The 26484-nt window shown below is 54.5% G+C and carries 20 protein-coding genes and 2 pseudogenes; 19 read left to right on the top strand and 3 right to left on the bottom strand.

Annotated elements, in window-relative coordinates:
- The first annotated feature begins 32 nt into the window (after positions 1–32).
- The 10 genes and pseudogenes from pqqB (at position 33) to ACTH3S_RS03095 (ending at position 10612) form a co-directional block, all read left to right on the top strand.
- Entirely contained in the window at positions 33–962 is a 930-nt protein-coding gene (gene pqqB / locus ACTH3S_RS03140; protein WP_441807563.1) for a pyrroloquinoline quinone biosynthesis protein PqqB, read from the top strand.
- On the top strand, positions 959–1714 hold the full coding sequence (gene pqqC, locus ACTH3S_RS03135; RefSeq protein WP_441807562.1) for a pyrroloquinoline-quinone synthase PqqC: 756 nt from the start codon (positions 959–961) through the stop codon (positions 1712–1714). Before pqqB ends, pqqC begins: the two co-directional genes overlap by 4 nt.
- Positions 1711–1989, top strand: a complete 279-nt coding sequence (gene pqqD, locus ACTH3S_RS03130) for a pyrroloquinoline quinone biosynthesis peptide chaperone PqqD (protein ID WP_441807561.1) — start codon at positions 1711–1713, stop codon at positions 1987–1989. Before pqqC ends, pqqD begins: the two co-directional genes overlap by 4 nt.
- Positions 1986–3143, top strand: a complete 1158-nt coding sequence (gene pqqE / locus ACTH3S_RS03125; RefSeq protein ID WP_441807560.1) for a pyrroloquinoline quinone biosynthesis protein PqqE — start codon at positions 1986–1988, stop codon at positions 3141–3143. The genes pqqD and pqqE overlap by 4 nt, the downstream gene beginning before the upstream one ends.
- Positions 3144–3145: 2 nt before the next feature.
- Complete coding sequence (locus ACTH3S_RS03120) at positions 3146–5035, top strand: alpha/beta hydrolase family protein (RefSeq protein WP_441807559.1); 1890 nt, start codon at positions 3146–3148, stop codon at positions 5033–5035.
- Between the two features lie 50 nt (positions 5036–5085).
- Complete coding sequence (gene ercA, locus ACTH3S_RS03115) at positions 5086–6249, top strand: alcohol dehydrogenase-like regulatory protein ErcA (protein WP_441807558.1); 1164 nt, start codon at positions 5086–5088, stop codon at positions 6247–6249.
- Positions 6233–7984 carry a NahK/ErcS family hybrid sensor histidine kinase/response regulator gene (locus tag ACTH3S_RS03110; RefSeq protein ID WP_441807557.1) on the top strand — a complete coding sequence of 584 codons (1752 nt, stop codon included), beginning with the start codon at positions 6233–6235 and terminating at the stop codon, positions 7982–7984. Before ercA ends, ACTH3S_RS03110 begins: the two co-directional genes overlap by 17 nt.
- Before the next feature lie 113 nt (positions 7985–8097).
- Positions 8098–8737: pseudogene (locus ACTH3S_RS03105) on the top strand (hypothetical protein).
- A 493-nt stretch (positions 8738–9230) separates the two neighbouring features.
- Positions 9231–9654: pseudogene (locus tag ACTH3S_RS03100) on the top strand (ABC transporter ATP-binding protein); the annotation flags it as partial.
- 43 nt (positions 9655–9697) lie between these two features.
- Positions 9698–10612: a TolC family protein gene (locus ACTH3S_RS03095; RefSeq protein WP_441807584.1), complete on the top strand. Its 915-nt coding sequence runs from the start codon at positions 9698–9700 to the stop codon at positions 10610–10612.
- On the opposite strand, the gene ACTH3S_RS03090 is transcribed toward ACTH3S_RS03095, so the two are convergent.
- Positions 10558–11415, bottom strand: coding sequence for a (2Fe-2S)-binding protein (locus tag ACTH3S_RS03090; RefSeq protein WP_441807556.1), 858 nt, complete (start codon positions 11413–11415; stop codon positions 10558–10560). The two genes, ACTH3S_RS03095 and ACTH3S_RS03090, sit on opposite strands and share 55 nt — an antisense overlap.
- A complete protein-coding gene (locus ACTH3S_RS03085) occupies positions 11412–13196 on the bottom strand; it encodes an ABC transporter ATP-binding protein (protein ID WP_441807555.1) in 1785 nt (594 codons plus the stop codon). Before ACTH3S_RS03085 ends, ACTH3S_RS03090 begins: the two co-directional genes overlap by 4 nt.
- A gap of 247 nt (positions 13197–13443) precedes the next feature.
- On the opposite strand from ACTH3S_RS03085, the gene ACTH3S_RS03080 reads away from it, so the two are divergent.
- The 5 genes from ACTH3S_RS03080 to ACTH3S_RS03060 all read left to right on the top strand — a co-directional run bounded on the left by ACTH3S_RS03080 (position 13444) and on the right by ACTH3S_RS03060 (position 19414).
- Positions 13444–14319: an iron-siderophore ABC transporter substrate-binding protein gene (locus ACTH3S_RS03080; RefSeq protein WP_441807554.1), complete on the top strand. Its 876-nt coding sequence runs from the start codon at positions 13444–13446 to the stop codon at positions 14317–14319.
- 32 nt (positions 14320–14351) lie between these two features.
- Positions 14352–15356 carry a FecCD family ABC transporter permease gene (locus tag ACTH3S_RS03075; protein WP_441807553.1) on the top strand — a complete coding sequence of 335 codons (1005 nt, stop codon included), beginning with the start codon at positions 14352–14354 and terminating at the stop codon, positions 15354–15356.
- Positions 15353–16396 carry a FecCD family ABC transporter permease gene (locus tag ACTH3S_RS03070; RefSeq protein ID WP_441807552.1) on the top strand — a complete coding sequence of 348 codons (1044 nt, stop codon included), beginning with the start codon at positions 15353–15355 and terminating at the stop codon, positions 16394–16396. Before ACTH3S_RS03075 ends, ACTH3S_RS03070 begins: the two co-directional genes overlap by 4 nt.
- Positions 16393–17199, top strand: a complete 807-nt coding sequence (locus tag ACTH3S_RS03065) for an ABC transporter ATP-binding protein (RefSeq protein WP_441807551.1) — start codon at positions 16393–16395, stop codon at positions 17197–17199. Before ACTH3S_RS03070 ends, ACTH3S_RS03065 begins: the two co-directional genes overlap by 4 nt.
- A 190-nt stretch (positions 17200–17389) precedes the next feature.
- A complete protein-coding gene (locus tag ACTH3S_RS03060) occupies positions 17390–19414 on the top strand; it encodes a TonB-dependent receptor (RefSeq protein WP_441807583.1) in 2025 nt (674 codons plus the stop codon).
- Positions 19415–19444: 30 nt separating this feature from the next.
- Here the strand turns inward: ACTH3S_RS03060 and ACTH3S_RS03055 are convergent, their stop codons facing one another.
- Positions 19445–19687 (bottom strand): DUF2061 domain-containing protein, encoded by a 243-nt coding sequence (locus ACTH3S_RS03055; protein ID WP_441807550.1) that lies wholly within the window; start codon positions 19685–19687, stop codon positions 19445–19447.
- A 177-nt stretch (positions 19688–19864) separates the two neighbouring features.
- Between ACTH3S_RS03055 and ACTH3S_RS03050 the strand changes: the two genes are divergently transcribed.
- From ACTH3S_RS03050 to ACTH3S_RS03035, 4 genes are read left to right on the top strand one after another with little or no spacing between them, the layout of a single operon-like run.
- Entirely contained in the window at positions 19865–23623 is a 3759-nt protein-coding gene (locus ACTH3S_RS03050; RefSeq protein ID WP_441807549.1) for an ATP-binding protein, read from the top strand.
- Complete coding sequence (locus ACTH3S_RS03045; RefSeq protein ID WP_441807548.1) at positions 23616–24251, top strand: condensin complex protein MksE; 636 nt, start codon at positions 23616–23618, stop codon at positions 24249–24251. The genes ACTH3S_RS03050 and ACTH3S_RS03045 overlap by 8 nt, the downstream gene beginning before the upstream one ends.
- Positions 24251–25495: a hypothetical protein gene (locus tag ACTH3S_RS03040; protein WP_441807547.1), complete on the top strand. Its 1245-nt coding sequence runs from the start codon at positions 24251–24253 to the stop codon at positions 25493–25495. Before ACTH3S_RS03045 ends, ACTH3S_RS03040 begins: the two co-directional genes overlap by 1 nt.
- The gene (locus ACTH3S_RS03035; protein ID WP_441807546.1) at positions 25485–26348 is read left to right on the top strand and encodes a DUF7281 domain-containing protein; all 864 of its coding nucleotides are present in this window, start codon (positions 25485–25487) and stop codon (positions 26346–26348) included. Before ACTH3S_RS03040 ends, ACTH3S_RS03035 begins: the two co-directional genes overlap by 11 nt.
- The last annotated feature ends 136 nt before the right edge of the window (positions 26349–26484 follow it).

Genomic DNA, 26484 nt, shown 5'->3' with positions numbered 1-26484 from the left:
TGCTGGCCGTTTTACTTCTGGAGCTTCTGCCCATGTATATCCATATTCTCGGTTCTGCTGCTGGAGGCGGTTTCCCGCAATGGAATTGCAACTGCGCCAACTGCGATGGCTTTCGCAAAGGCACATTAAACGCCCATGCACGAACCCAGTCGTCCATTGCCGTAAGTGAAGACGGCGAACGCTGGATTTTGTTTAATGCGTCACCGGACATTCGTGCCCAGCTGGCCGCTTGCGCGGCTATGCAACCTGCACGGGCATTGCGGGATACGGGCATCAACGCCGTTTTACTGTTTGATAGCCAGGTTGATCACACCACTGGCCTGCTGACCCTGAGAGAGGGGCTGCCACTGGACGTATGGTGCACCGCGCAAGTGAAGGACGACTTGAGTTCCGGCTTTCCGTTGTTCCCTATGCTGAAACACTGGAACGGCGGGCTTAACTGGCGAGAAGTGGCGGCCTCGGAGTCTGCAGCTTTTACCATTCCTTGTGCGCCTGCACTGCACCTGACAGCCATCCCTTTGCTGAGCAATGCGCCACCGTATTCTCCACGGCGCGATAACCCTCACCCGGGTGACAATATAGGCATTTTTATCGAAGACACCCGAACCGGGCAAAGTGTGCTTTACGCCCCGGGCCTTGGCCGGATGGATGCGCAAATCCTGTCGTGGATGCGCAAAGCTGATGTTTTAATGGTGGATGGCACGGTGTGGCACGACGATGAAATGATCCGCCAGGAAGTGGGCACCAAAACCGGCCAAGACATGGGCCACTTGGCCCAGAGTGGGCCGGGCGGCATGATTGAAGTGCTTGACACCATGCCAGCCAAGCGCAAGATCCTGATCCATATAAACAACACCAACCCGATCCTGAACGAGGACTCGCCCGAGCGTGCGCAGCTGGCGCAGCACGGCATTGAAGTGGCGTGGGACGGGATGCAGGTCGAACTTGTGGGGCCGTCATGAACGCCATCGCCAACACTGTCATGAACCGAACAGACTTTGAACAGGCACTGCGGGATAAAGGCCAGCTTTATCATATCCATCATCCTTATCATAAAGCCATGTACAGTGGGCAATGCACCCCGGAACAGATCCGGGGCTGGGTGGCTAACCGCTATTACTATCAGATAATGATCCCCCGCAAAGACGCCGCCATTATGGCGAATTGCCCGGATGCGGACGTTCGTCAGCAATGGTTGCAGCGCATTCTCGACCATGATGGCCACGATGGGGATTGCGGCGGCATTGAAGCCTGGTTGTGCCTGGCAGAATCGGTAGGGCTGAGCCGGGAAGAGGTGGTTGATCAGCGCCACGTATTGCCTGGGGTAAGATTCGCGGTAGATGCCTATCTGAATTTTGCCCGGCGGGCGACCTGGCAGGAGGCTGCCTGCTCCTCCCTGACGGAATTGTTTGCGCCAGAAATACACCAGTCCCGGCTGGACAGTTGGCCGCAGCATTATCCCTGGATAGAAGAGGGCGGCTACAGCTATTTTCGCAAGCGGCTTTCAGAAGCACGGCGAGATGTAGCGCATGGTTTAACCATTACCCTGGACCACTTCACTTCACCAACTCAGCAGGCCCGGGCGCTGGATATTCTGCAGTTCAAGCTGGATATTCTCTGGGCCATGCTGGATGCCCTCACCATGGCGTATAGCCATAAAACGCCACCGTTCCATACGGTTACTGACCAGCAAGTCTGGCACCGGGGGCTTTGATGGAGGTTGCCATGGTAAACGTACTTCGCTTTCGGCGCGGGTTCCGGTTTCAGTGGGAGCCAGCGCAGCAGTGCCACGTACTTCTGTACCCAGAAGGGATGGTGAAGCTTAACGATAGCGCCGGCGCTATTCTGAATGAAGTGGATGGCCAGCGTAGTGTTGCGGATATTGTGTCTGCGCTGGAACAGAAGTTTCCGGATGCGGGAGCACTGACAGGCGACGTGTGCGAGTTTCTTGAGCACGCCCGGAATCAACATTGGCTGGAGCTGTCATGACTCTTTCTACACCGGTAGCACCGGGCAAAGCTGATGTGAGTGTCGGGCCACCGCTTTGGTTGTTGGCAGAGCTGACTTATCGCTGCCCGTTGCAGTGCCCTTACTGCTCAAACCCGCTGGATTTTGCTCAAACGGAGAAGGAACTCACCACGGATGAGTGGGTTCAAGTGTTACGGCAAGGGCGAGAGATGGGGGCGGCACAACTCGGGTTTTCCGGTGGTGAACCCTTGGTACGCCCAGACCTTGAAGAACTTATAGCAGAGGCCCGCTCGCTGGGGTACTACACCAACTTGATCACCTCTGGTTTGGGCCTGACAGAAGCCAAAGTGAACGCCTTTGCTGAAGCCGGCCTGGATCACATTCAGGTGAGCTTTCAGGCGTCAGACCCAGAGCTCAATAACGCCATCGCCGGCTCGCGAAAAGCGTTTGACCAGAAGTTGAAAATGGCCCGCGCTGTAAAAGAAGCGGGTTATCCGATGGTGCTCAACTTTGTGATCCACCGTCATAATATCCATCAGATGAAGGACGTTATGACGCTGTGTGAGCGTTTGGGAGCCGATTTCGTGGAATTGGCGACTTGTCAGTATTATGGCTGGGCGCTGGAAAATCGCGAAGGGCTTATGCCATCAAAAGCACAGTTGGAAAAGGCAGAGCGCGAGGTGAATGAGTACCGGGCAGAACTTGAGGCTTCTGGTTCTATTATGAAGCTTATTTTCGTGACACCCGACTACTACGAAGAGCGCCCGAAGGCCTGCATGAATGGTTGGGGTAGTTTATTCCTGACGGTTGCCCCGGATGGCACCGCCTTGCCCTGCCACAGCGCGCGCCTGTTGCCCATCGACTTTCCAAATGTTCGCGACACAAGTTTGAAATCGGTTTGGTACGACAGCCCTGGCTTCAATCACTATCGTGGCGACGCCTGGATGCCAGAGCCTTGTCGTTCCTGTGATGAGAAGGAAAAGGATTTTGGTGGCTGCCGCTGCCAGGCTTTTCTATTAACGGGCAATGCGGATAATGCCGACCCGGTTTGCAGCAAGTCTTCTTATCACGATCGTATTCTGGCGGCTCGTAAAGCCGCAGATCACGCCACGGTTGGCATCGCTGAGCTGACCTATCGCAACGCAGACAATTCCAGACTGTTCTTCAAGAGCTGACGGTGCTGGGGCCTTCTGACATTCGGGTACTTAGCGCCAGTGAAGCCTGTGAAGGCTACATCCAGCGCACCAACCTCATCGCCTGTGAGGCAGGTTTGTTCTGGCTGCAGAATGAGCCTCATACCGGCATTAACCGGCTATGGCACCTCCCACACCGGAATAACGGAACCGCTCAGTTGCATAATGCCGGTCTTAGCATCCGCAGCCAGGTAAACGGCTATGGTGGTGGCGCCATTGCGGCTTCGTTAACCGGCACGTTTGTGGTCAGTGCTTGCCAGCGAATCCATTTTGTTCGTCACGACGATGGTCATAGCCAAGCACTGACAGACGATACGGCGGCCTTTGGCGGGCTTGTTGTCGACCCGTTAAGAGACCGAGTACTGGCGGTTCGGGAATCTGACAATGCTGAAAGGGGGCCAGTTCAAGGTCAACAAGAGCTGGTTGCCGTTGCATTAACGGGTGAGATTGAAGTTCTGCATTGTGGCGAAGACTTTTATAGCGCACCCGCACTCTCTGCGGATGGCCGCCGCCTAGCGTGGGTAAGCTGGCAGTTGCCAGACATGCCCTGGTTACGAACCCGCCTTTGGACCGCAAACATCGGCAGTGACGGTAAGTTGACGGATTGTCAGGTTCGCGATGCACCCCAAGAAGCTTCTATTCAACAGCCCGTTTTCGCAGGTCAGACACTTTGGGTGATGTCGGATCATGAGGGGTGGTGGCAACCCTGGCAGGTGGATCATCAGATGGTATCGAGCTGCTGGATACTCGGCGAACACGTGCTTCCGTTGGATCATGGGAATGCGCCCTGGCAACTGGGTGAGTCTCATTACTGCCCGTTGCCGGGCGCCCGGTGGGCGCGAGTGTGTTATCGCAACGGCACAGGTGAACTCTGGCTTTCAGAGCGAGGAGCCGGCGGGTGCGTAAGGGTTGCCAGTAGTTTTAGTGATTTCCGCTGTTTGTGTGCCGCAGGTGGTTTTCTTTATGCAATTGCCAAATCGCCTTCCCGGCTGGATGCCGTGCTGCGGATAGATCCGGAAACTGGCCATGCATGCGTGGTCGCCGGCGGCGAGGAAGCCCTGCCTGGGTGTCGTATTTCACTACCAAGGGCCTTCCGGGTTCCGTTGGGCCATAACGAAGCCCAGCCTCCTCAGGGTTTCTATTATTCACCGATTACCCGTTCTGCCAGTGCGCCTCCTCTCATCCTTATTGCCCACGGGGGCCCAACGTCTGCGGCATACCCGGTTTTTAATCCGCAGGTTCAGTATTGGTGCCAGCAGGGCTTTGCAGTTGCTGAGGTAAATTACCGTGGAAGCAGTGGGTTTGGGCGAAATTTCAGGCTCTCGCTGGCGGGCCGGTGGGGGAAAATTGATGTACAGGATATGGCCAGAGCTGCAGACCATCTGGTTGTTTCCGGCCTTGCAAATGGTCAGCAGGTGTTTATTCAAGGCCGCAGTTCCGGAGGCTATACGGCGTTAATGGCTTTGGTGGGGAGTAGCCGTTACACCGCTGGCGCCAGTATCTATGGTGTGACCGACCCGCTGCAGTTGCGGCGCATGACTCATCGCTTTGAATCCGGGTATCTGGATTGGTTACTGGGTGAGCCCGAGCGGTATTTTCAACGCTGGGTTGCCCGCACGCCCAGTCTTCAAGCCACAGCTATAAGTACCCCTGTTATTTTTTTCCAGGGAGGGCAGGATAGAGTTGTTGTGCCTGAGCAGACCAGAGAGATGATTGGGGCTATGAAACAATTGGGGCAAACACCTGAGCTGCTCTGGTTTGAGTCGGAAGGCCACGGGTTCTTACAGCAAAAAAATCAGGTGAGAATGCTTGAAGGACTCCATGGTTTTTATAAGAAACATAGTCTAAAGCCGGTGAACCCTCAGAAAACTTGAGTTAAGCTCTCAGGTATTCCAATAAAAAGCATAATGTTGAGTGTGTTCTCATGAGTCATGACATATCTGTTCTGCGAAAATTTGTCTCGCCAGAGATCGTGTTCGGTGCCGGGGCCCGTAAATCCGTTGCAAATTTTGCAAGCAATCTCGGAGCAAAACACGTGTTCCTGGTGTCTGACCCAGGTGTTGTGGCGGCAGGTTGGGTGGGTGAAATCGTTACCTTATTGACGGATGCGGGCTTACGCTCAACAGTTTTTACCGGTGTGTCCGCTAACCCCCGCGTGGATGAGGTGATGGCTGGCGCTGAACTTTATAAATCTTCAGAGTGCGATGTGGTTGTCGCCATCGGCGGTGGCAGCCCCATGGATTGCGCGAAGGGTGTCGGAATTATCGCCAGCAATGGTCGCCATATTCTCGATTTTGAAGGCGTAGACACTATTTCTAACCCGCCACCACCCTTGATCCTGATTCCAACAACGGCCGGCACCTCGGCCGACGTGTCACAATTTGCCATTATTTCTGATCCGAATCGCCGGTTTAAATTCTCCATCATCAGCAAAGCAGTGGTGCCGGATGTTTCATTGATCGATCCGGAAGTGACCGAAACCATGAGCGCCTATTTAACCGCCTGCACCGGCGTGGATGCGCTGGTACATGCGATAGAGGCATTTGTATCCACAGGAAGCGGACCACTAACAGACTCCCATGCTCTTGAAGCGATTCGGTTGATTAACCGCAATCTTGAGCCGCTGGTCGATAACACCTCTGATCCCTTCCTGCGAGAGCAGATCATGCTGGCATCCATGCAGGCAGGGCTGGCCTTTTCCAACGCCATCCTGGGTGCGGTTCACGCCATGTCTCACAGCCTAGGCGGGTTTCTGGACTTGCCCCACGGCCTCTGTAACGCGCTGCTTCTGGAGCATGTGGTGGCCTACAACTTCCGGTCGGCGGAAGACCGCTTTCGGCGGGTTGCGGAAGCAATGGATATTGATACTCGCGGAATGGGTAAGCCTGAAATCCAGAAGCGCCTTATGAATCGCATCGTCCAACTCAAACGCAAAGTTGGCTTGCAAGACAGCCTGGCGAACCTCGGCGTTAGCGTGTCTGATATTCCCTATCTATCTGGGTTCGCACTTCAGGACCCCTGCATACTAACCAACCCTCGCAAATCCTCGTTGAGAGATGTTCAGGTTGTATATGAAGAAGCCCTCTGACGAGCAAGCCAGTGACTATGGCATTGGAGATTTGCTGGGTTTTGGTAGCCAATCTGTTAGAAAAAATTATTACCCGGCACTGCAAGACCGCATCGAAGAGCTTGAGCAGGAACGTAACCGGTATAAATGGCTATTTGAGAACGCCTTACATGGTGTTTTCCAGGGTAATTTGAGAGCTGGGTTCCTGGCGTGTAATCCGGCCATGGCAAAAATTTGCGGCTACGATAGCCCGGAGGAGCTTAAGCACCGAGTGATTCGTCTGCGAGAGCAGCTGTTTTGTAGCTCCAGCGAGTTTGATGATTTGCGCCAGGAGTTGCTTGATCGTGGCAGCCTTAGTGCCCGAGAAACCCGGCTAAGGCGGGCAGATTCGGCCCCGGTACATGTCGCGATTACGCTACTGCGGCGGCCCGATCTTGGGCCAGAAGTGGTAGAAGCGTTTGTTGCGGATATTACCGAGCGGGTTCAGTCCCGTGAGAAACTGGTGCAAATGAATGCCAATCTTGAGCGCAGGGTTGATGAGCGCACTGCAGCTTTGCAACAAGCCAACTCTGGTTTGCATTATCAGATTGAAGAGCGTGAAAAAGCCGAACGAGGGCTGGTAGTTGCTGTACAGGCCGCCCAAGATGCGAACCGCAGCAAGGATAAGTATTTAGCGGCAGCGAGCCATGACCTGCTGCAGCCATTGAACGCCGCCCGCCTTATGATCTCCGCACTTCAAGAAAGCCAGTTACCCGCCGAAGAAGGCCGCATGGTTCAACAAGTACACCGTGCGCTGGAGGGAGCAGAGGATTTGTTGGCAGATCTGCTAGACATCTCAAAGCTTGACCAGCAGGCAATGGTGCCTGATTTAGTTATGACCGATGCCGCCGTGCTGATTAAAGGGCTTGGTGAGGAATTTGAGGCTATCGCCGCAAACGCTCAACTCGATTTTCGTATCCGTACCATACCGGCCATGATTAAAATCGACCAGCGCATGCTAACCCGAATTATCAGAAACCTGCTTAGCAACGCCTTTCGCTATACCCCTAACGGCCGTGTTTTACTGGCCATGAGAGCAAGGCGAAATGCTCTTCGTATTGAGGTTTGGGATACTGGAGTGGGCATCGAGGGGAGCAAGTTGGATGAGATTTTTACAGAGTTTCATCAGCTCTTACCGCAAGGCACTGGTGGCCGCCAAGGTGCCGGGCTAGGGTTGGCCATTGTTGAGCGCATGGTGCGGGTTCTGGAGTGCAAAATGGACGTCGTTTCACGCCCCGGACGCGGGTCGCGGTTTGCACTGGTGCTGCCGATGGATGTGAGCGATGAACAACACACTATGAAGCCCAGTGTTGGTACAGCGCAAACTTTTGCTCAAGGGTTTGTTGGCGCAAAAATACTGGTTATCGATAACGATTTCTCGGTTCTGGAAAGTATGAAGTTACTGCTTGAGCGCTGGGACTGCTCCGTTGTAACGGCCCCAGGCGAAGAAGCTGCACGTGCATACTTGGAGCAGGCAGACGAGCTTCCGGTGGCTATATTGGCAGATTATCATCTGGATTATGACCAGACCGGGTCTGATGCGATTCACGCTATCCGAAAAATGTTGGGGCGCAACATACCTGCGGCTCTGATCACCGCAGACCATAGCGCGGAAACGCGACAGCTGATGCGGGACCAGGAACTACCTATTCTTAATAAACCGGTGAAGCCTAATCGGTTGCGGGCGTTGCTGTCGAGTTTGTTGGCTTCTGGTTAGTTCCTGAATCCGTGACTTCACGCGGCCCAACTTGACGTTCAAGCCGGCAATCACAAGGCCTGAGGCGATATAATCGCACCTGACATCCATTCACCCAGTCGGTGCATCGGCCCATGCGTACTTTCACTCTCCAGCAATCAAAGACAGAAGTATACACTCCCCACGGCGGACTGGCTCTGGTAGGCCACTGCCTGAACTGGCACACGTCGCTGCCCCAAACCGCCCGCACCATGGTAAAGCGTCACGGTATTCCGAACATCGAATTGATCCGGACCTATCTGGGCTTGATCACGCTCGGCAAGAGCGATTTCGAGGCCGTGGAGTCAGCGCGTACAGATCCCTTTTTTAAATCCGCCATGGGGATCAAACAATCGCCATTCTCGGCCCGATTACGGCAGCGGTTTGATGAGGACGCCAAGGCGCTCACCCGCTCGCCCATTCTGTTGCGTCTGGACAGTGCCCACGATGCCCGCGACAATCAGGATTTTCTGAGCCACCAACAACTTGGTGATGGCATTTGCAAGGCTGGGCTACAACGTACTGCGCTGGATGGGGCTGAGGCTCACTGCCCCGGATGCGCCTGTGCGCCACCCGGCCAAGCGCCGCCGCCTGAGAACCGTGATGCAGGAGCTGATGTACATGGCCTGTCGCCTGATCCATAGCAGCAGGCAACGGTTCCAGCGCTTTGGCCGCCACTGCCCGGGTTTTGCGGTTTATCGTGATCTCTATCGAGGCCTCGCGTCTCCCGGGTAGACCACCCGGATCACTTCGTTGCTTGATCTCAATCCGATCATCTTATTGGGCAGATCGCCCGTGCCTGAGAATCATAATTTGATTAATATTTGATCAGATTAAGGCCGATTTGAAGGCGTTGCAATCGGTAAACTGACAGTCGTGTTCTCAACGCAACCGGACTGACTCTAAAAACGGGTTAGGCGTGAGCCAGCTAAGGCTCTGGGTGCTATATTCGAACGGAGTCACTGATTCAGGTAATCCACGACACCGCTGGGAGAGCCGGTTAGATCGGTTGGAGCCTACGCATGTGGTTGAAAACAACGTGGTGTTGCACAACGCAGTTTTTGAAGTGCCCAATGCCCAGGGCCGGCTAATGACACAAATGACGGCTCAGGTTTTCTTTGTGAACGCTGAGGCCAGGAACGCGCTACTGGTACCGGTAACCGCGCTGGGCCGGTCTGAAAATGGCACCCGTGTTCTGGTGATAGACCAGAATGACCAGACTGAAGAAATTGAGCGGGGCGAGTTTGTGGCCATTGTGGGGGCTTCAGGCTGTGGTAAGTCCACCTTGATGAATATTCTCGGGTGCCTCGACAGGCCATCAACCGGACAGTACTGGTTTGACGGGCAGAATGTATCAAAGCTGAGCAGCGACGGCCTGGCCCGTTTGCGCCGTGAATCCTTTGGCTTTGTATTTCAGAGCTATAACCTGCTGCCGGGAATCTCTGCCTCTGCGAACGTGGAAATGCCTGCCAGTGACGCCAGCCTCCGGGCGATTGAGCGGCAGGAACGCGCCGCGAAACTGCTGCAGCGGCTGGGGCTGGGGCTGGGGCTGGATGAGCGTATGGATCACCGGCCGGGAGGTGATGCGGCTGCTGAGAGACCTTTCCGAAGAAGGTTACACCATCATTTTGATTACCCACGACAGAAGCATCTTTCAGGGCCACATCCTTCGATTACGATACTGCTCGACTAAGCCTGGCCAGTAGTGTGGCAACTACCTGGTTTCAGTTGTTGGTGCTGGCTGAACAAATACGGGTAGGGGAAGAAAACCTGCGTATTGCCGAGCGAACCGAGCGCATTGTAGATGTGCGTTATCAAAATGGCGCGGCCAGCCGGACAGAGTTGCTGCGCCAGCAAACCGAGGTGCTGAATCAGAGAGCCGGCCTGGTGCCCGTGCAGCTTCAGTACCGGCAGATTCAGTCTGCGCTGGCGGTGTTAGTGGGAGAATCCCCGCTGGGGTTTGAGGTGGAATCCACTCATGGAACTCTGCTTGCCATGGAGTTGCCTGAAGTTGATGCCGGATTGCCTTCTGATCTGATTACCCGAAGGCCCGACCTTGCTCGGGAAGAAGCTCGCCTCCAGGCGGCAGATGCCAATGTGGAACAGGCCCGCACGGCCCTTTTGCCAACGGTTTCCCTGGGGCTCAACGCGGGGCTGAGTAACAATAATCTGCTGAGCCTGAATAACCCGGTAGAAACGGCAGGCTGGACAGTTTCTCTGGTTCAGAGCTTATTTGATGGTGGCCGGCTGGACGCCCAGCAGGCTATCAGTGAATCCCAGCAACTGGAATTGCTTGAACATTATCGCAGTGCCATCCTGACTGCGCTGCAGGAAACCGATGATGCTCTGGACCGGGTTCAGACCAGTCAGCAGCGTGAGGCGTTACAGGCAACAGTCAGTGAAAGCGCCGCCCGCACCCTGGAGCTGACAGAATTACGTTACCGGGAAGGCAGTGACGAACTGCTGACTCTTCTGGACGCACAACGCACCCTGTTCCAGACCCGGGAACAGCTAGCGCAGTTGCGGTTGGCGCGTCTGGTGGTCACGGTTGATCTTTATAAAGCTTTGGGCGGCGGCTGGAATGCTTCTGGTGATGATGCGGGGGGCTGAGACTTGAGGGTTTTCATCCTCTCCTTGCGATAAACCCCGCACGTACCGCAGTAACCGGTGTTGGGCAGCAAATACTGGAGGCAGCAGCCGCGCCGCTGGGGAAGAGCGGAGTTCTGGTCATTAAAAGGGAAGGGAATCCAGTCAACGAACCGGTTGGCCTCATTTTCAAAGGCCTTCAGCCAGCTTTGCGCGAGGTGGCAGGTGGCTTCCGGTTGGGCGAGGTTCCACACGGCAGAGAAAGGTGCCCCCAATCCCAGCCCGGTGCTACTCCAGTAGCTTCCGGGGCTGACACCCAGTGTGCGCCTGAAAAATGGATACCAGTTGGTTGTGATCTCGCTCATGTGCGCCATAAACCCTTGCTCATCCACCTCCGTTTGCCCAACTACCGAGAACCAGCGTGAGGTCGTCTGGCCTTCGCGCTCAAGCGGCGCCAAAAAGATCTGGTTGGGGCTGGGGAGCCGGACTTTGCCATCCCGGAACAGCTGCAGTGTAAGCGGTGCGATCACGCTTAGAGCCAGGTCCTGATGGATAACGGAAAGATAAGCTCTCTGCAGTTGCGCGGTGGCAGCAGCCGAGTAGTCGTTCCTCACCTGCTGAATCAGAAGATCGGGATTCTTGAGACACTGGGCCAGGGAAAACAGGCTGCTCAGGCTGTCTTGGGGGTGCTCTTGTGGATTGCCTTGTGAATCCCGGCGACAAAGGGCTTGAGTAAGAATCAGCTCAGGGTCTAACCCATCCTCTTTGAGGCGTTGGCAATAAAGGTCGCGCCACGAAAGGCCGACGAGGTTCTGGTTAATGCTCACGCGCCTCCCGTCTGTACTCGCCATTGAGAGGCGTATGCGCCTCCCTTTTCGAGCAATGTTTGGTGGTTGCCTTGTTCAATCACCTGCCCATCACCAATAACCAGAATTGAATCCGCATCAACAATGGTGGACAGGCGGTGGGCAATCATGATCACTGTGCGATTATGCCCAATGCGTTTCAGGGAACGCTGGATGGCCGCTTCGGTTTCGTTGTCCACGGCACTTGTTGCCTCATCCAGAACCAGGATGGGTGGGTTTTTCAGTAGCGCCCGGGCCAGAGACAGCCGCTGGCGCTGGCCGCCGGACAAGCGGGCTCCACGTTCGCCCACAAGGGTCTCCAGGCCTTGGGGCAAGACCTCAATAAACGACCATGCCTCAGCCGTTTTTGCAGCCTCGATGATGTCGCTATCGGATGCATCGGGATTGCCGTAAACCAGATTCTCCCTCACCGTACCTTCAAACAGGTAAACGTCCTGGCTGACCAGTCCGATGCAGGTGCGAAGAGACCGCAGGCTAACGTCACGAATGGCTTGCCCGTCAATCAGGATGTCGCCCTGATCAGGTTCATACAATCGCAGAAGCAGTTTTATGAGGGTGGATTTTCCAGACCCGGTTGCTCCTACCAGGGCCAGGGTATTACCTGCGCTTACCTTGATCGCAATGTTTTCCACACCAATACTGCCGCTTGGGTAGCGAAAGCTCACATTTTTAAACTCCACTTCACCACGCACAGGTTCAGTGAGGCTCTGGTTGCTTTCATCATGAACCCGCACCGGTTCTTCAAGCAGGTTCAGAATCCGTCGGGTGCTCGCCATGGCGCGTTCAAAAAGATCAATAACGGAGGCCAGACCAGTCATGGGCCAGAGTAAGCGTTGGGTGAGGAAAACCAGTACGCCATAGGCACCAACGTTCAGGCTGCCTTCCAGGGCCATCATGCCGCCCACGGTAAAAGTAGCCAGAAACCCGGCCAGAACCGCCATCCGAATCACTGGGATAAACGCGGAGCTGATTCGAATAGCTTTGCGGTTGGCCTCTACATAGGCCTCACTGCTTGCCTTGAGCCGCTCGGCCTCCCGCTGTTCAGCGGTAAAACTTTTAATGGTGACAATGCCTCCCAGGTTGTTGGCCAGGCGGCTTGAAAGATCGCCGACTTTCTCCCGAACATCTGCATACAGAGGACCGGCTTTACGCTGAAAATAGAAGGTACCCCAGATAATGATGGGAATAGGCGTAAAGGCCAGCAGGGCGACCAGCGGAGAAATAACGAAGAAAACGGCGCCCACAGCCACTACCGTAACGACCAGCTGCACAACCGCATTGGCGCCGCCATCCAGAAAGCGTTCCAGCTGATTCACATCGTCGTTCAGAGTAGCAACCAGTTGTCCTGAGCTCTGGGCTTCGAAAAAACTCATGTCCAGACGTTGCGTATGTTCGTATGTGTCCTGGCGTAATTCCGACTGCAGGCGCTGGGCGAGGTTGCGCCAGAGAACCTGATAGAGGTATTCAAACAGGGACTCGCCGGCCCAGATAAAAAATGTAAGCACGGCCAGGGCGGCTATTTGTTGCTGGGCTGTTTCCAGGCCGAGTTTAGCTACGAAGCTTTGTTCCTGGTTGACCACCACATCAATCGCCACCCCGATCAGAATTTCAGGCGCGATATCGAACAATTTGTTGATGACAGAGCAAAGGGTAGCGGTGGTGATCTGGCGACGGTAGCCCCGGGCATAACGTAACAGGCGGCCAAGTGCAGCGAAGCTGTTGGTGTTGGAATGATGGGTCATGCGTTGCTCTTGGCTGGATTTGAGTGAGGGAGTACGTAAGTGGTGCCAAGCTTATCGGTTTAGTGATAAAGTTTAAAGCGAATTGTTATCATCTAGATTTACAATATTCCTAGTATCACTTTTGAGTGGACAGTACATGATCCGAAACACGATTTCTTCTCTGTTTTTTTGTGCTTTATTGGTTTTTCCTCTTACCGCGTGGGCGCAGAAGCCTGCGTTCCCTCTCACTATTGAGCACGCCTTCGGAGTGACAACGATAAACGACAAGCCGGAGCGGGTGGCAACTGTTGCCTGGTCGAACCATGAGGTTCCCCTGGCCCTGGGGGTGGTGCCGGTCGGATTCGCGGCGGCCAGTTTCGGCGATGATAATGGCGACGGTGTTTTGCCCTGGGTTAGTGCCCGGCTCAGGGAATTGAATGCAGCTGTTCCTGTGCTGTTTGATGAAGGTGACGGTATTGATTTTGAGGCGGTGGCTGCCACCCGGCCGGATGTCATTCTGGCTACTTATTCGGGGCTCAGCCAGGCCGACTACGATACCCTTAGCCTGATCGCGCCAGTGGTTGCTTATCCTGATGCGCCTTGGTCCACCGACTGGCGCGAGATGATCCTTATCAGCAGCATTGCTCTGGGCATGGAGGCAGAAGGCAAGGCTCTGGCCCATAGCATTGACGTACAGATTGCAGAAGCGGTAGCCGGTTATCCCGAGCTTGAAGGTAAATCCGCAATGTTTATTACGCACCTGGATCCAACCGATCTGAGCATCATGCGCTTTTATACTGCGAACGATACCCGGGTCAGCTTTTTTGCTGATCTGGGAATGCGCTCTCCACAAAGCATAAGGCAAGTAACAGGCGAGGGAGCGTATTCGGGGGAGGTCAGTGTTGAGCGGATTGATCTGTTTAACGATGTGGACATCTTTGTGACGTATGGCGAAGAACAACTGCTCGACCCGCTGGAATCTAACCCGCTCATGGCCCGCATGCGCGCCATTGAAAACGGTTCTGTCGTTATGCTGGGCCAGGGGCCACTTGCCACGGCGGCTAATCCAACGCCTTTGTCTATTCCCTGGGTGCTTGAAGACTATGTTGGAGCCTTGGCGGAAGCAGCGCGTAAGTCACAATGACAGCGCGGACAGAAACGTTAAGGCCATTCTCTGTGCCTGATCAATACCAGCTGTTGAGATGGATGAGCCTGCTGGCTCTGGTTGTACTGTTAGTCGCGCTCTGTATCTTATCCATAGCCGTGGGCACCCGCGAGGTTACCTGGCAGGAAATCTCGGCTGCACTGCAAGGGCAGTTGACAAGTGTGGGCGAGGCAGCTGTGGCGATGCGTATTCCACGCACTCTTCTGGCCGTGATTGCTGGCGGTGCTCTTGGTCTGGCTGGCGCGATCATGCAAGGGGTAACTCGTAATCCGCTGGCGGATCCCGGGATTCTGGGGGTCAATATTGGCGCTTCACTGGCTGTCGTTATTGGGCTTGCGTGGTTCGGCATGAGCATGGCCTATGCCTATGTCTGGACCGCTATTTTGGGTGCAGGGGTGACGGCCGTATTCGTCTATACGATAGGCTCTCTGGGCCGGGGTGGCGCAACGCCGCTAAAATTGGCGTTGGCTGGTGCCGCCACATCTGTCGCTCTGTCCAGTTTCACGATTGCTGTGGTATTGCCCCGAAACGACATTGCGGGTGGCGTACGGTCGTGGCAGATCGGTGGGGTAGGCGGTGCCACCTATGACGCCATTCAATTGGTTCTTCCGTTCCTTCTGGTGGGGCTTGCCATCAGCCTGCTGTCTGCCCGCAAACTGAACATACTCGCACTGGGTGATGATCTGGCAGCCGGGCTGGGCGAGAAACTCGTTTTGGCTCGTGGCACTGCAGGCGCGGGCGCTATTCTTTTATGTGGTGCGACCACGGCGGCGTGTGGTCCGATTGGTTTTGTTGGCCTGATTGTGCCTCACCTGTGCCGCTTGCTGGTGGGAGTGGATTACCGTTGGCTTTTGCCGTTCTCTGCTCTGAGTGGGGCCAACCTGCTATTGTTAGCGGATGTGGTAGGACGTATTGTGGCAAGGCCTAGTGAACTCGCCGTCGGTGTGATCACCGCCTTCATCGGTGCCCCCTTCTTTATCTGGATTGTCCGTCGCCAGAGAGTGCGAGAGTTATGAGCACCGGGCAAATCAGCATTTTTGATCGCGTAATACAGGGCCGTCAGCGACGTACTCGGGTCTGGCTGGGCATACTGGCCGCGCTGGTGGTCATTCTGGTTACTGGCATGGCGATAACGCTGATGCTTGGGCAGTCTTTCACGCCACCTCAGGACGTGCTGCGGGTGTTGATGGGCGAGAATGTGCCCGGTGCCAGTTTTACCGTTGAGCATCTGCGCTTGCCGAGAGCAGTTCTTTCGGTGCTGGTGGGCATGAGCTTTGGCCTGGGTGGTGTGGCGTTCCAGGTTATGTTGCGTAACCCGCTGGCCAGCCCGGATATTATTGGTGTCAGTTCCGGTGCCAGTGCCGCTGCTGTGTTTGCCATAGTGGTGCTGCAGTTGGATGGTGCGGCGGTCTCTGTCTTTTCGGTCGTGGCAGGACTGGGCGTAGCCCTGCTTGTTTACGGCCTGTCCCATAAGAATGGCGTGGCAGGTACTCGCCTGATTCTGATTGGCATTGGTATCTCGGCGATGATCGAGAGCTCTATCGCTTATATTCTGTCCCGGGCACCGGCGTGGGATTTGCAAGAGGCCATGCGCTGGCTGACGGGCAGTGTGAATGCTGCCCAGTTGGATCAGGCATGGCCTGTGCTGGTGTCTCTGCTGTTGTTTGGCGGGGTACTGTTGAGCCGGGGGCGGGATCTGGATACGTTACGTATGGGGGATGACGCAGCAGCGGCGCTTGGTGTGCGGGTAACGCTGACTCGTGTCATGGTGATGGTTTGTGCCGTGAGCATGATTGCCATCGCCACGGCTGTAACTGGCCCGATTGCGTTTGTTTCCTTTCTCTCCGGGCCTATTGCCGCACGCATAGTCGGGCCGAACGGATCTATCCTGATTCCCTCCGCCCTTATCGGTGCCTGCCTGGTACTGATTGGCGATTACATTGGCCAGTTCCTGTTGCCAAGTCGCTACCCGGTGGGCGTTATCACCGGTGCCCTGGGTGCGCCCTATCTTATTTATCTAATCATTAGTGTTAATCGCAGAGGAGGTTCGCTGTGACCGCTGGACATCATCTTGTTGTTGAAAACCTGTCCGCCGGCTATGGCGAGCGAACGATTCTTGATGGCTTGGATCTGGCTCTCGAGCCGGGGCGCATTACCTCGATTGTCGGAGCCAATGCGTGCGGTAAATCAACTCTGCTCCGTACCATTTCACGGCTGTTGTCCCCCAGTAAAGGGCAGGTCCTTCTGGATGGTAAATCCGTGCACCGAAGTCCCACCAGAGAGCTTGCACGGACGCTGGGTTTGTTGCCTCAGTCACCGTTGGCACCGGAGGGCATCACGGTAGCCGATTTAGTCAGCCGCGGTCGGCACCCCCACCACGGCCTGGTATCCCGATGGAGCCTCAAGGATGACGAGGCGGTGGCCATGGCATTGGAGGTGACCAAAACGGGCAACCTTGCAGACAGGGACGTGGACGAACTATCCGGTGGGCAGCGGCAACGAGTCTGGATTGCAATGGCCCTGGCTCAGGAAACGGATTTATTGCTGCTGGATGAACCCACCACATTTCTGGACGTTAGTCATCAGGTTGAGGTGCTTGATTTGCTGACCGACCTAAACCGCAGTCGTGGTATTACTATTGTTATGGTGTTGCACGATCTCAATCTGGCTGCTCGGTACTCTGATCATCTGGTTGCCATGGAATCTGGCCGTCTTTTCGCGTGCGGCCAGCCAGAAGAAGTGTTGAAGGAAGAAGTTATCCTGTCTGTCTTCGGCTTGCGCAGCCGGGTGATTCCAGACCCTATTTCGGGTAAGCCTATGATGTTGCCCATCGGTCGTCATCGTTTAGCGAACGAATAGTCCTTAAACGAAAATGCCAATGATTATAATTATCATTCGTTGACAGAGATGTAATAAATGCCACAAAATGCGTTTTCTTTGTAACGAAGTCTCTCCTGATGGTGATAGGAGGCTTCCTGAGCCATTGAGGATGCAGTGAATGAGTCAACGTAGATCCATGCTTTGTTGTGTTCCCCTGATTATCACTTCGATGAATGGCTATGCTCAGGAAATGAGCGCCGACAACGATCAGGAGAATGTATTTCGCCTCTCCCCCATCATCGTTAATGCACAGGCTTATACCGGTGATGCGAACTCAACGGTTGCCCAGGAGCTTTGGGTGGGCGGCAAAGTGGCGACCAGCATCCTCGATACACCCGCCTCAGTTTCTGTGATTACAGAAAAGGAAATCGAACAGCGAAATGCCAAGACCACTGAGGAAGTGCTGCAATACACGCCTGGAGTGCTTACTGATTACTACGGAACGGATGATCGCAACGATTATTTCAAGATTCGTGGATTTCAGGCGACAACCTACCGTGATGGCTTAACCCTTGGCTCTATGCGTGGCGTTCGCGAAGAGCCCTACGCCTTTGAGCGGGTGGAAATTCTGCGTGGTGCCAACTCCACATTATTTGGGCCGGCAGATCCGGGTGGCTCTGTTAACTTCGTGAGCAAACAACCCAAATTTCAGAGTTTTGGTGAGGGTTATCTGACGTATGGCTCGTTTGATCGCATGGAAGCGGGGATTGATGTTGGTGATGTGCTGAATGACGCGGAAACACTGGCCTACCGTTTCACGGGAAAGGTTCAGGACAGCGAGCGCGAGTACGATTATTCCAGAGATGATAATGAGTTCGTGATGGGTGGACTCACGTGGGAGCCGACCGCGTATACCTCTGCCACCCTGATTCTGGATTATCTCAATCGTGATAGCACACCCAACAGCGGCGGTTACCCAAAGGACAGGGAATATGATCGTAGCAATTTCTATGGCGAGCCAGACTTCAACTATCACGCAGTAGAGCGCAGCAGTGTTACTGGCCTGCTTACCCATGATTTCAATAACGGCCTGATCCTGCGGGGCAACCTGCGCTACAGTGACCTGACTGATGACTTCGGCTACGTTTATCTGGCGGATAACTCTTCTACAGCGGGCACGGATCGCGCCTATTTTGGCACCAATAGTGAGGCCCGGGAGTTGATTGGCAATGCCATTCTCCAATACAACGCCCGTTTTGACGGCATCGACAGCAGTACCTTACTAGGTCTTGAGTACCGCGATGCGTCAACCGGGGATAGCTCATTTTACGGCGATGCTGGTTCGATTGATCTTGCCAACCCTGAGTACAGAGGCGCCCCGGCAAGCCTGAACGCACCTTACGGTGACGATCAGGACTACACCACCCGCTCGGTCTTCCTGACACAGAACCTGTCCTTCAATGACCGGTTTATTGTCACTGCAGGCGTGCGCAATGATGGCTTGAAACTATCCTCTGAAGATCTCTCTGGGGTTAGGGCTTCAGATGATTTTTCAGAAACCTCATTCCGCGGTGCGTTAACGTATCGGGTGACGGATGAAGTCTCCACTTATATCAGTATGGTGGAATCCATTGCGCCCCCCTCCATTGGGGTAGAGCCTGAACGTGGCGAGCAATATGAAGTGGGTGTGAAGTATTCGCCAGTTAATATAAACGCTCTGTTCTCGGCTGCGATTTATGATCTCAATAAAGATAACGTTACTATCGCTGTTGTTCAGGACAACGGAACCATAGACCGGCAAACCATTGGCGAGTCACGGGTTCAGGGGCTGGACCTGGAGGCCAGGGCAGAACTGACCGACACCCTCAGTGTTTCCGGTGGTTATTCTTATATGGATTCAGAGGTGGTCCAGGGAGCCTTGAGAAGTGGCTTGTCCATCAAAGGAAGTGCCTTCACCGCTGCGCCTAAGCATTCCGCCTCTGTCTGGAGTTATTACACCTTGCCTGCCACGGGGATGAGCTTTGGTTTGGGTGCCCGTTATACCGGCTCTTACTATTTTGATGCTGCGAACACGTCGGAAAGTGATTCGGCCACTTTGTTTGATGCAGCCTTTACCTATGAAATTATCAAAGGCACCGATGTGGCAGTTAACGTCCGTAATCTGTTTGATGAGCAACACGTGGTGGGGTCTGGCACAGCGGATTACTACAATCCTGGTAGAGAGGTTATAGCTACGCTCAGCTACAGTTGGTAAGCGAGAGAAATATGCCGTAGAGCGTGTGGTTTACCCCGGAGAATGGATGTGCAACGGGGCGGTGTTGCCTTTAACACAGCCCCACACCTTTTCATGAAAATAAAACGCTACCGTATTAATCGCCGGTTCAACCATGGCCACCAGGCCACCGATCAGGATATCGCCGGTTAGCGCCCAGGTAACCAGAAACGCGACGGTGAAGTGCATCACAGCAAAGGTAACTGTTTTGATCAAATCCCGGTGTCGGGTGACGTTAGTGTACATGGTATTCATCCTCGGCGGTTACGGTGTACGCTAATGATAACCAGTCTCACTACAATATGAATCTTTTTCCGTTTATGTCGGCGATAGTTTTTTTGTATAAGGTCGGGAGGCTGCTTTTCTGAGTGTCAGTCATCCACTCGGCGGCTTTGTCCGGGCAGGATTCACTGTATACTGCAGGTTTCAAGAATGACCTGCCGTTACGGGGAAATCAGTTTGTCTGGCGAGACTGTAAATTACGGATTAGAAAGCATTGTCCTGCACCACTCCTTCAAGCAAGTGAAAGGGCGAACCATTAAAATCGATTGCCGTGAACGAACGCACCTGGGCGGTGTGAACGGCGCCGGCAAAACCTCTGTTCTTGCGCTGGTTCCCGCCTTCTTTGGCGAGGAACCGGAACGGATTGTGACCAAAGCGTCGGGCAAGCTGTCCTTCCTGGACTATTACCTGCCCACGTTTCAAAGCCTCGTCATTTTCGAATACCGTCGACACACCGGCCTTCATTGCGCAGTGATGTATCGCCATGCCCAGGGCAAACCCTGCTACCGTTTTGTGGCCGGTTCGGCGGAAGAAACCTTTTTCTCGCCAGAGGTGAAAGCGCTTCTTCAGGCCGGCGCCAGTGCAGACGATGTGTTTGCAGCGTTGCGCAAGCTGGGCGTTACCGTTTCAAAAATGGTTGATACCATCACCAATTACCGGGCCATCATTCAGCGTAATCAAAAACTGCTCAAGCGGTTGCCGGCAGATGCCCGGTCGCTCCGAGCGCTGGCTGCAGAATTTGGCCTGGGTGACAGCGATACCCAGATGACCAACATTGAACGGCTCACCCATGTGGTGTTGAACAAGCATCGGCTTCTGAGCAGTTTCAAGACGATGATCTGTGAAACCCAGTTTGAAAACATCCACCAGCACGCCAAGCCCCGAGCCATTGATCGCAAAGATTTGATTGCGGATATACAGAGCCTTTCTGCCTTCGCGGGCGAGGAAGAAAAAATCCGAGAATGTCTCAGAAAAGATGCCGAACGCCGGGCGATACTTGAACAAACCGATAAAACCGTTGCCAATTTATTCGTCACCGTTGAGGAAGCTCGGGAAAAAGCCAGTGAGCTGAGCCAAGGCAAAGAGCGGCTTGAAACTCAAAGAACCGAGCAACGAGCGGAGTTCGAGGGCACAGATCACCAGCTGGCCCGCCAGGTGACCGATCACAACGCCGATTTTGAAACTTTGGATGGGCGAGTAGCGGCCCTGCACCAGCAGAACGATAAGTATGAAGCCGATAACCTGCCAGACTTGGCTCAGAGTTTTGATAACCTGGCCGATTACCGACAGCGCTTGGCGACAGCGCAAGCCGACTACGACAGCCTGACGGATAAGGCGTCTGCCATCGAGGGCGAGTACGACCTTGAGAAACAAAGTATTCAGCGTGAGCATGAGAAGCATCAGGCCCAGCGCCAGCAGCGTTTGCGCGAGGCTACCGATGCGCTTACCTCTGCAAAGCACGCTTATGATTTAAAACTGAACTCGATCAAAACAGACAAAGTAACGGCAGTATCTGAGTACAAAGATACTCGGTCGCTAGAGCGGTCAGAGCTGACCAACGAACAAGCCCGCTTGTCTGCACTTAGGGAAAGCCCTGGCCAAACGGAAGCGGAGCAGCAAGAGATTGCCGTTGCAGAGCAGGCGTCTGAGGAAGCTTCCGAGCAGGTCTCCCAGGCCCACGAAAACCGTTTGGAAGCCGGCCGTAAGCGCGACCAAGCAGACCGCGACTGGAAAGCAGCTCAGGCACAAGTTCAGCACATGGATGCAAGCGTCCAAACCCTGGAAGACAGGTTTAACGAGCTGCAGAGGCAGATTGCGCCGGAAGATGGCTCCTGGTTGTCGCAGCTACGCGCCCAAGACCCAGAGTGGGGCAACCGCTTGGCGAAGGTGATTAATCCGTCTTTGCTGCATAGAAAGGATCTGACGCCAACCCGTGATCTAAATGCCAGCGGCACAGCTGTTATGAGTTGGCAGCTTGCACTCGATGCCCTGCCAATACCGGATTTTGCCGCCTCTGAAGATGCCCTTCAGGATAGTAGCCGAGGCATAGATGCCGAACGCCAGGCCACGATTAAGCAGCGTACAGAAACCGAGCGTGAAGCCCAGCGCCGGCATGAAACCTACAAAACCCGTGCCGAAGCCGCTGATCGGCTGGAAACAGAGTTTTCGCTGTTCGAGCGCACCCGCAATAACGCCCAGACCAAGCTTGGCAATGTGCGCCTGCGTGTTAAAGAAGCACAGGCAGCGCGGGTCGCAAAAATCAGCAAAGATCTCGACGCGGTTCAGCTCAAGCTTAAAGCCTTCGATGAGCAAACCGGGGAGGGTATTCGAGACGTGGAATCTGGCTTTCAACAGCAGGTGCTAGATATACGAGGCCATTGGGCGGAGCAGGAATCTGAGCTTCAAGCCAGCAAAGATCAGCAAACTGAGCTGATTGCCTCGGCGGAGCTCGATCACAAAACGCGCCTCAAGAAAAAGCGTCAGATATATGATCAGCGCCTATCCGAAGAGGGCATTGATCCGAAGGTGGTTCAAGAGGCGAGGGAAGCGCTGGCCAAACTCAAAGATACAGTCGAAAAGATCGTAGTGTCTGAAGACCTTGTGCGCGGCTACCGCAAATGGCGTGAACAGGAATGGAGCAAGGTTGAGGCGCTCACGGAGCAAGCCAATCAAGCCAAAGCACAGCGCGAGGCGGCGGTTCGAAAGCGCGACGAGGCGGAACGTACCTGGAAGGAGCAGGATGGCAAGCTGAAGGTTGCTATTGCCGAGCACCATAGCGCCATCAAATCCCTTCGGGATCAAGTAGAAGCCGCAGAAGGTGTGCTCAAACACTTCCACGGAAGAACACTTGCGGAGGGATTCCCGGGTAATCTCTCAGACCTCACTCAAGAACTTCAGGGTGCTTATCAGAAGCTGGAACAGCTGCGCAAAGAGGTGGTGGGCACCTTCGATCAGGCCACATCTATTCTGAACCGGTACGACAACACCCAGATCCAACAAGCCTGGCAAAAGCTGTCTGCCCACCGGCGCGGCCTGATGACCGGCGAGGTGCTGGATCATGAGGAAAGCTTCAAGCTGGCACGGGTTCCGGATTTGCGTGAGTTGTTGGACACCGACATCCCCCAGCTGCGGGATGCACTGATTGATCAGTTTGTGTCTGAAGCCGGCAGTCTGGTGAAGTATTTCGACAGCCTGGAGGTGATGGCCCGTGAGGTGAAAACGGTGTCCAGCCTGCTGAAACGAAAGATCAACACCGATCAGCAGATCGAAAGCCTCAGCGACATTCAGGTTGTGCTTGAGCCCCGAATCTATGAAGACGAAACCTGGCAGCCTTTGAAGGAATTTGTGGATCAGTGGCAAACCTGGATTCCCATGAACCGCCGCTCACTGCCGAACGATGGGATTCTGCGGCGCTTCAAGCTGGTTACAGACACCCTGAGTGACGCCAAGGTAAAGGAAAGTGTCGAATCGATGATCGACATGCGCCTGGAAATGATAGAAAACGACCGGCAGGTGGTGATTCGCACAGATGCAGACTTCCTGTCTGCCAGCTCTACGGGCCTTACGTATCTGGCGATTATGACCGTGTTTATGGGGCTTACGCGCTACCTGTGCCCGGATCTGAACACACGTATTACCTGGCCCATTGACGAGTTAGCCACACTCAGTCCCAATAATATCTCTCATTTGGCTGACATGTTGGAGGCGAACAACCTGACCATGATCTCCGCGTGTCCCAAGCTTGACAGAAGCCTGCGCAAGTTCTTTGAGAACAAAATTTCACTCAAGCAGGGGCGGATTCATATCTACGAAACCACTGCCCATAATGGCAAGCACACAGAGCTGTTCGCCAGTGTGAGCCACGGCGAGCGGCCAGTAACCGCAGACGAGGTGCCAAACCATGAGTAGTCCACTATTCGAGCGCACCGTGACAGCCTTGCTGCAAGAGCGGGTGATCTGTGAAGTCAGTGACGACGAGCTGTACAACTACCTGCTTATGCCGGGCAACCAGGATGCGGTGAACCGTTTTTTAAGGCAGATCAACCGAACCCTACGCCAAACCAGTGCCCACGATGCTTTCGTGTGTGCGTATCTGGATATTTCGGGTGCTGACACCAAAGACGCAATTCGCCATCAGTTTCGAGACGTTGCCAACAATCTTGAAGCGTTTGTGCAGTTTTTGCGGCTGGTTATGATGCTGGAGGCAAATGATCGCCCGGTATTGCCCGGCGATAAGCTGTCTGAAGGCGCGATACTCGATCGCATTGCGGCGGCACCGGCGCTGGAATCAAAGCTCAGGTCGCTGGCGGAGAAAAAGGTGTTTCACACCAAGCGTGCGGATTCAGCGGGCCAGATTCGCGCGGTGCTCTCCAGCCTGGAGAAGATGGGTTACCTGAAACCTATTGGCACCAGCGGCAGTCTTTTCCGCGCGACCGGCCGTTGGAGTTGGCTGTACGATGCCATGACGTTTATTCAGACCCATGAAGGCATTCAAGGGTCTGAAGATGCAGATTCTGAGCAGATGAGGCTTCACTAATGGCCCGCGCTCAAGACGCTCACGGCACACTCCGGGCCCTGGCCAAATATGGCGAGGCGATTCTGGAAGCGCATCTGCGAAACGGGAACCGTATTCCAGATTCTGATGACAACCTCGGGCTGATTGAAACCCTGGAGCATCACCGGCTGGTGTGGCGCATTGGTGACTCTGAAGACCTGCAGCTGAAAAAAGTGTTGGTTCAGTTTCTCGACCACATAACCGAGTCAGAGCGGCGCCGTTACGCCAGTGCCCAGGTACATATTTTGTGGCAGCAGCTGAGCGAGCTGTTCCAGGAATACAAAGAGGCCAAAAAGCGATCTGCCCTGAGTGACATTGATCGGCTGGAAGGCGAAATCAAAGAGTGCCTTGCGGACGTGATTGAAGACATTCGAAACGCAACGGAAGCGTTCGCCACCTATATAAACACCGGTTTCGCCTACATCACAGATTTGAACCTGCGCATCCGGGAAAACGAGCGGGTTATTGAACGCGCTGGCCGCCTGATTACCTTGTTCGAAAGCTTTCGGATACGGGAGTTGGCGGAACAGGCGGGTTCGGATGCCTTTCTAAAACGCCTGTTGCTGCGGCACCTACCGGCTACCCTGGAGTCTTCCCAAAAGAACCTGTCTTATGCTCTTAACCAGCTCCGAAAGATGCTGGTGCGTATGCGCGAAGATCAGCGATTGAGCCGAATGGTCGGTGCCTTTGAAGCCCACTTTGTTAATAACCGTGGCTTTGAACCGTCTATTGATCACCTGGATCTGAGGCAGGTTCCAGAATTCCTCAATACGGTGGCTCCGTTCCAGATACGCGGCTTTGGGGATATTTACGATTCGGCTGATGATCTTGAGCTGATCGAGATCGCTGCAAAAGCCCGAACGATTTCCGTGGAGCTTGAAGACAAGCCAGCGCCGGATGGTGTAGATACAGTTAACTTTGATATTGCGGGTGAAACTGAGGCTGAAGAAGACGACCCTGTAGAAGAAGCCATCGAGGAGCTAATCCAGCTGGTTGTAGACGGCGCCCTTGGTGAGCGAACGATTCTTGCTTCCGAGGCACTTGCCAGCACTGGCTTGGGAATAGACAAGGCTGATTGGCTGCAGGCGATTGTCTCCGAGATAGAATCCCTGCCAGACGGAGACCAGAGACACATTGAAGTGGTCTACCATCAAGTTGCGCACCGGGTTTATCCAGACAATGTGATGGTGTCTGACCTGACCCTGAGACACAACAATGAAGGCTGAAATCAATGCCATCGAGCGCCTGTTAAAAGCCGGCAAATCGAAGGTTCAACGTAATCAGATTTGGGAACAGATCTGCGCGGAAAATGGCGTAGGGCAGGTCATCGGCAGAGAGATCCACTTTACGCCCTTAGACAAGCAGCGCTTACGAGAATACGTGGTGGCCGAATATCGCCTGGACCCGCAGTTCGACTCCCGCGCCGTTGGCCGTATGGACATGGCCCGCCAAGATGCCAGTGAAAAACTCAGCAGGGATTCGGTCTTCGGCCGGCTGATCGTGTTGGCCACCGCCGGCACCGCAAGCGTAAGGGTGAGCGGTGAAAGTACCAAAACGTCCCAAGGCAGCGTGCTCAGCGTACGACTGGAGTGTCTGGATATCGATCACCTTCAATCCCGGAACTTGGTGATCATTGAAAACGGCGGTTTGATGCCCTATTGGGCGGATCTTCGGCTACCAGAATACTGGAAGGATTCAGTGATCCTGTATCGTGGCCACCGAGAGAATGCCCGCTCAGTATCCGAGATCGCCCGCAACCAGCCTGCAGAGAAGCTAGCCTGGTTTTACGATTTCGACCCAGCTGGGCAAGCCCTCGCGCTCGATCAAGGTAGAGGATGCACCCTAGTACCCGAGAAATGGCGCGAACTCGGCAGGCATACACCGTTTAACCAACCAAAGACCCACCGCAATCAGTCAACAGCCCTGAAAAGGCTAAAAGGTCGAGCCACCGGGGAGCTTCTCGCCATCGCTAAATATATGGAGAGCGAAGAACTGGCGCTGATGCAGGAGCATATGGTTCTGCGGCATGAGCCTCTAACGGCTCTACTTCTGATGGCTGGCCCGCAACCCTCAGTTTAGCTTTCAAGGCAATCCGTTTTCCGATTTGTCACATGGGCACGACGCTATGCGCCTGTCTCCTGCGGCGCAGAGCCCAAGCCTGGTAGGGATGTCTTTACCTCCTAAATACAATCCCCAAAACACACCTATTATTTTT

The sequence above is a fragment of the Marinobacter sp. genome, from assembly GCF_052094685.1.
Classification (GTDB): domain Bacteria; phylum Pseudomonadota; class Gammaproteobacteria; order Pseudomonadales; family Oleiphilaceae; genus Marinobacter.
This window is presented reverse-complemented; position numbering and strand designations above follow the sequence as displayed.

Coding starts and splice junctions, on each gene's coding strand:
- pqqB (WP_441807563.1), top strand. CDS start 33: ATGTATATCCATATTCTCGGTTCTGCTGCTGGAGGCGGTTTCCCGCAA.
- pqqC (WP_441807562.1), top strand. CDS start 959: ATGAACGCCATCGCCAACACTGTCATGAACCGAACAGACTTTGAACAG.
- pqqE (WP_441807560.1), top strand. CDS start 1,986: ATGACTCTTTCTACACCGGTAGCACCGGGCAAAGCTGATGTGAGTGTC.
- ercA (WP_441807558.1), top strand. CDS start 5,086: ATGAGTCATGACATATCTGTTCTGCGAAAATTTGTCTCGCCAGAGATC.
- ACTH3S_RS03110 (WP_441807557.1), top strand. CDS start 6,233: ATGAAGAAGCCCTCTGACGAGCAAGCCAGTGACTATGGCATTGGAGAT.
- ACTH3S_RS03085 (WP_441807555.1), bottom strand. CDS start 13,196: ATGACCCATCATTCCAACACCAACAGCTTCGCTGCACTTGGCCGCCTG.
- ACTH3S_RS03070 (WP_441807552.1), top strand. CDS start 15,353: ATGAGCACCGGGCAAATCAGCATTTTTGATCGCGTAATACAGGGCCGT.
- ACTH3S_RS03060 (WP_441807583.1), top strand. CDS start 17,390: ATGAATGGCTATGCTCAGGAAATGAGCGCCGACAACGATCAGGAGAAT.
- ACTH3S_RS03055 (WP_441807550.1), bottom strand. CDS start 19,687: ATGAATACCATGTACACTAACGTCACCCGACACCGGGATTTGATCAAA.
- ACTH3S_RS03050 (WP_441807549.1), top strand. CDS start 19,865: ATGACCTGCCGTTACGGGGAAATCAGTTTGTCTGGCGAGACTGTAAAT.
- ACTH3S_RS03045 (WP_441807548.1), top strand. CDS start 23,616: ATGAGTAGTCCACTATTCGAGCGCACCGTGACAGCCTTGCTGCAAGAG.
- ACTH3S_RS03040 (WP_441807547.1), top strand. CDS start 24,251: ATGGCCCGCGCTCAAGACGCTCACGGCACACTCCGGGCCCTGGCCAAA.
- ACTH3S_RS03035 (WP_441807546.1), top strand. CDS start 25,485: ATGAAGGCTGAAATCAATGCCATCGAGCGCCTGTTAAAAGCCGGCAAA.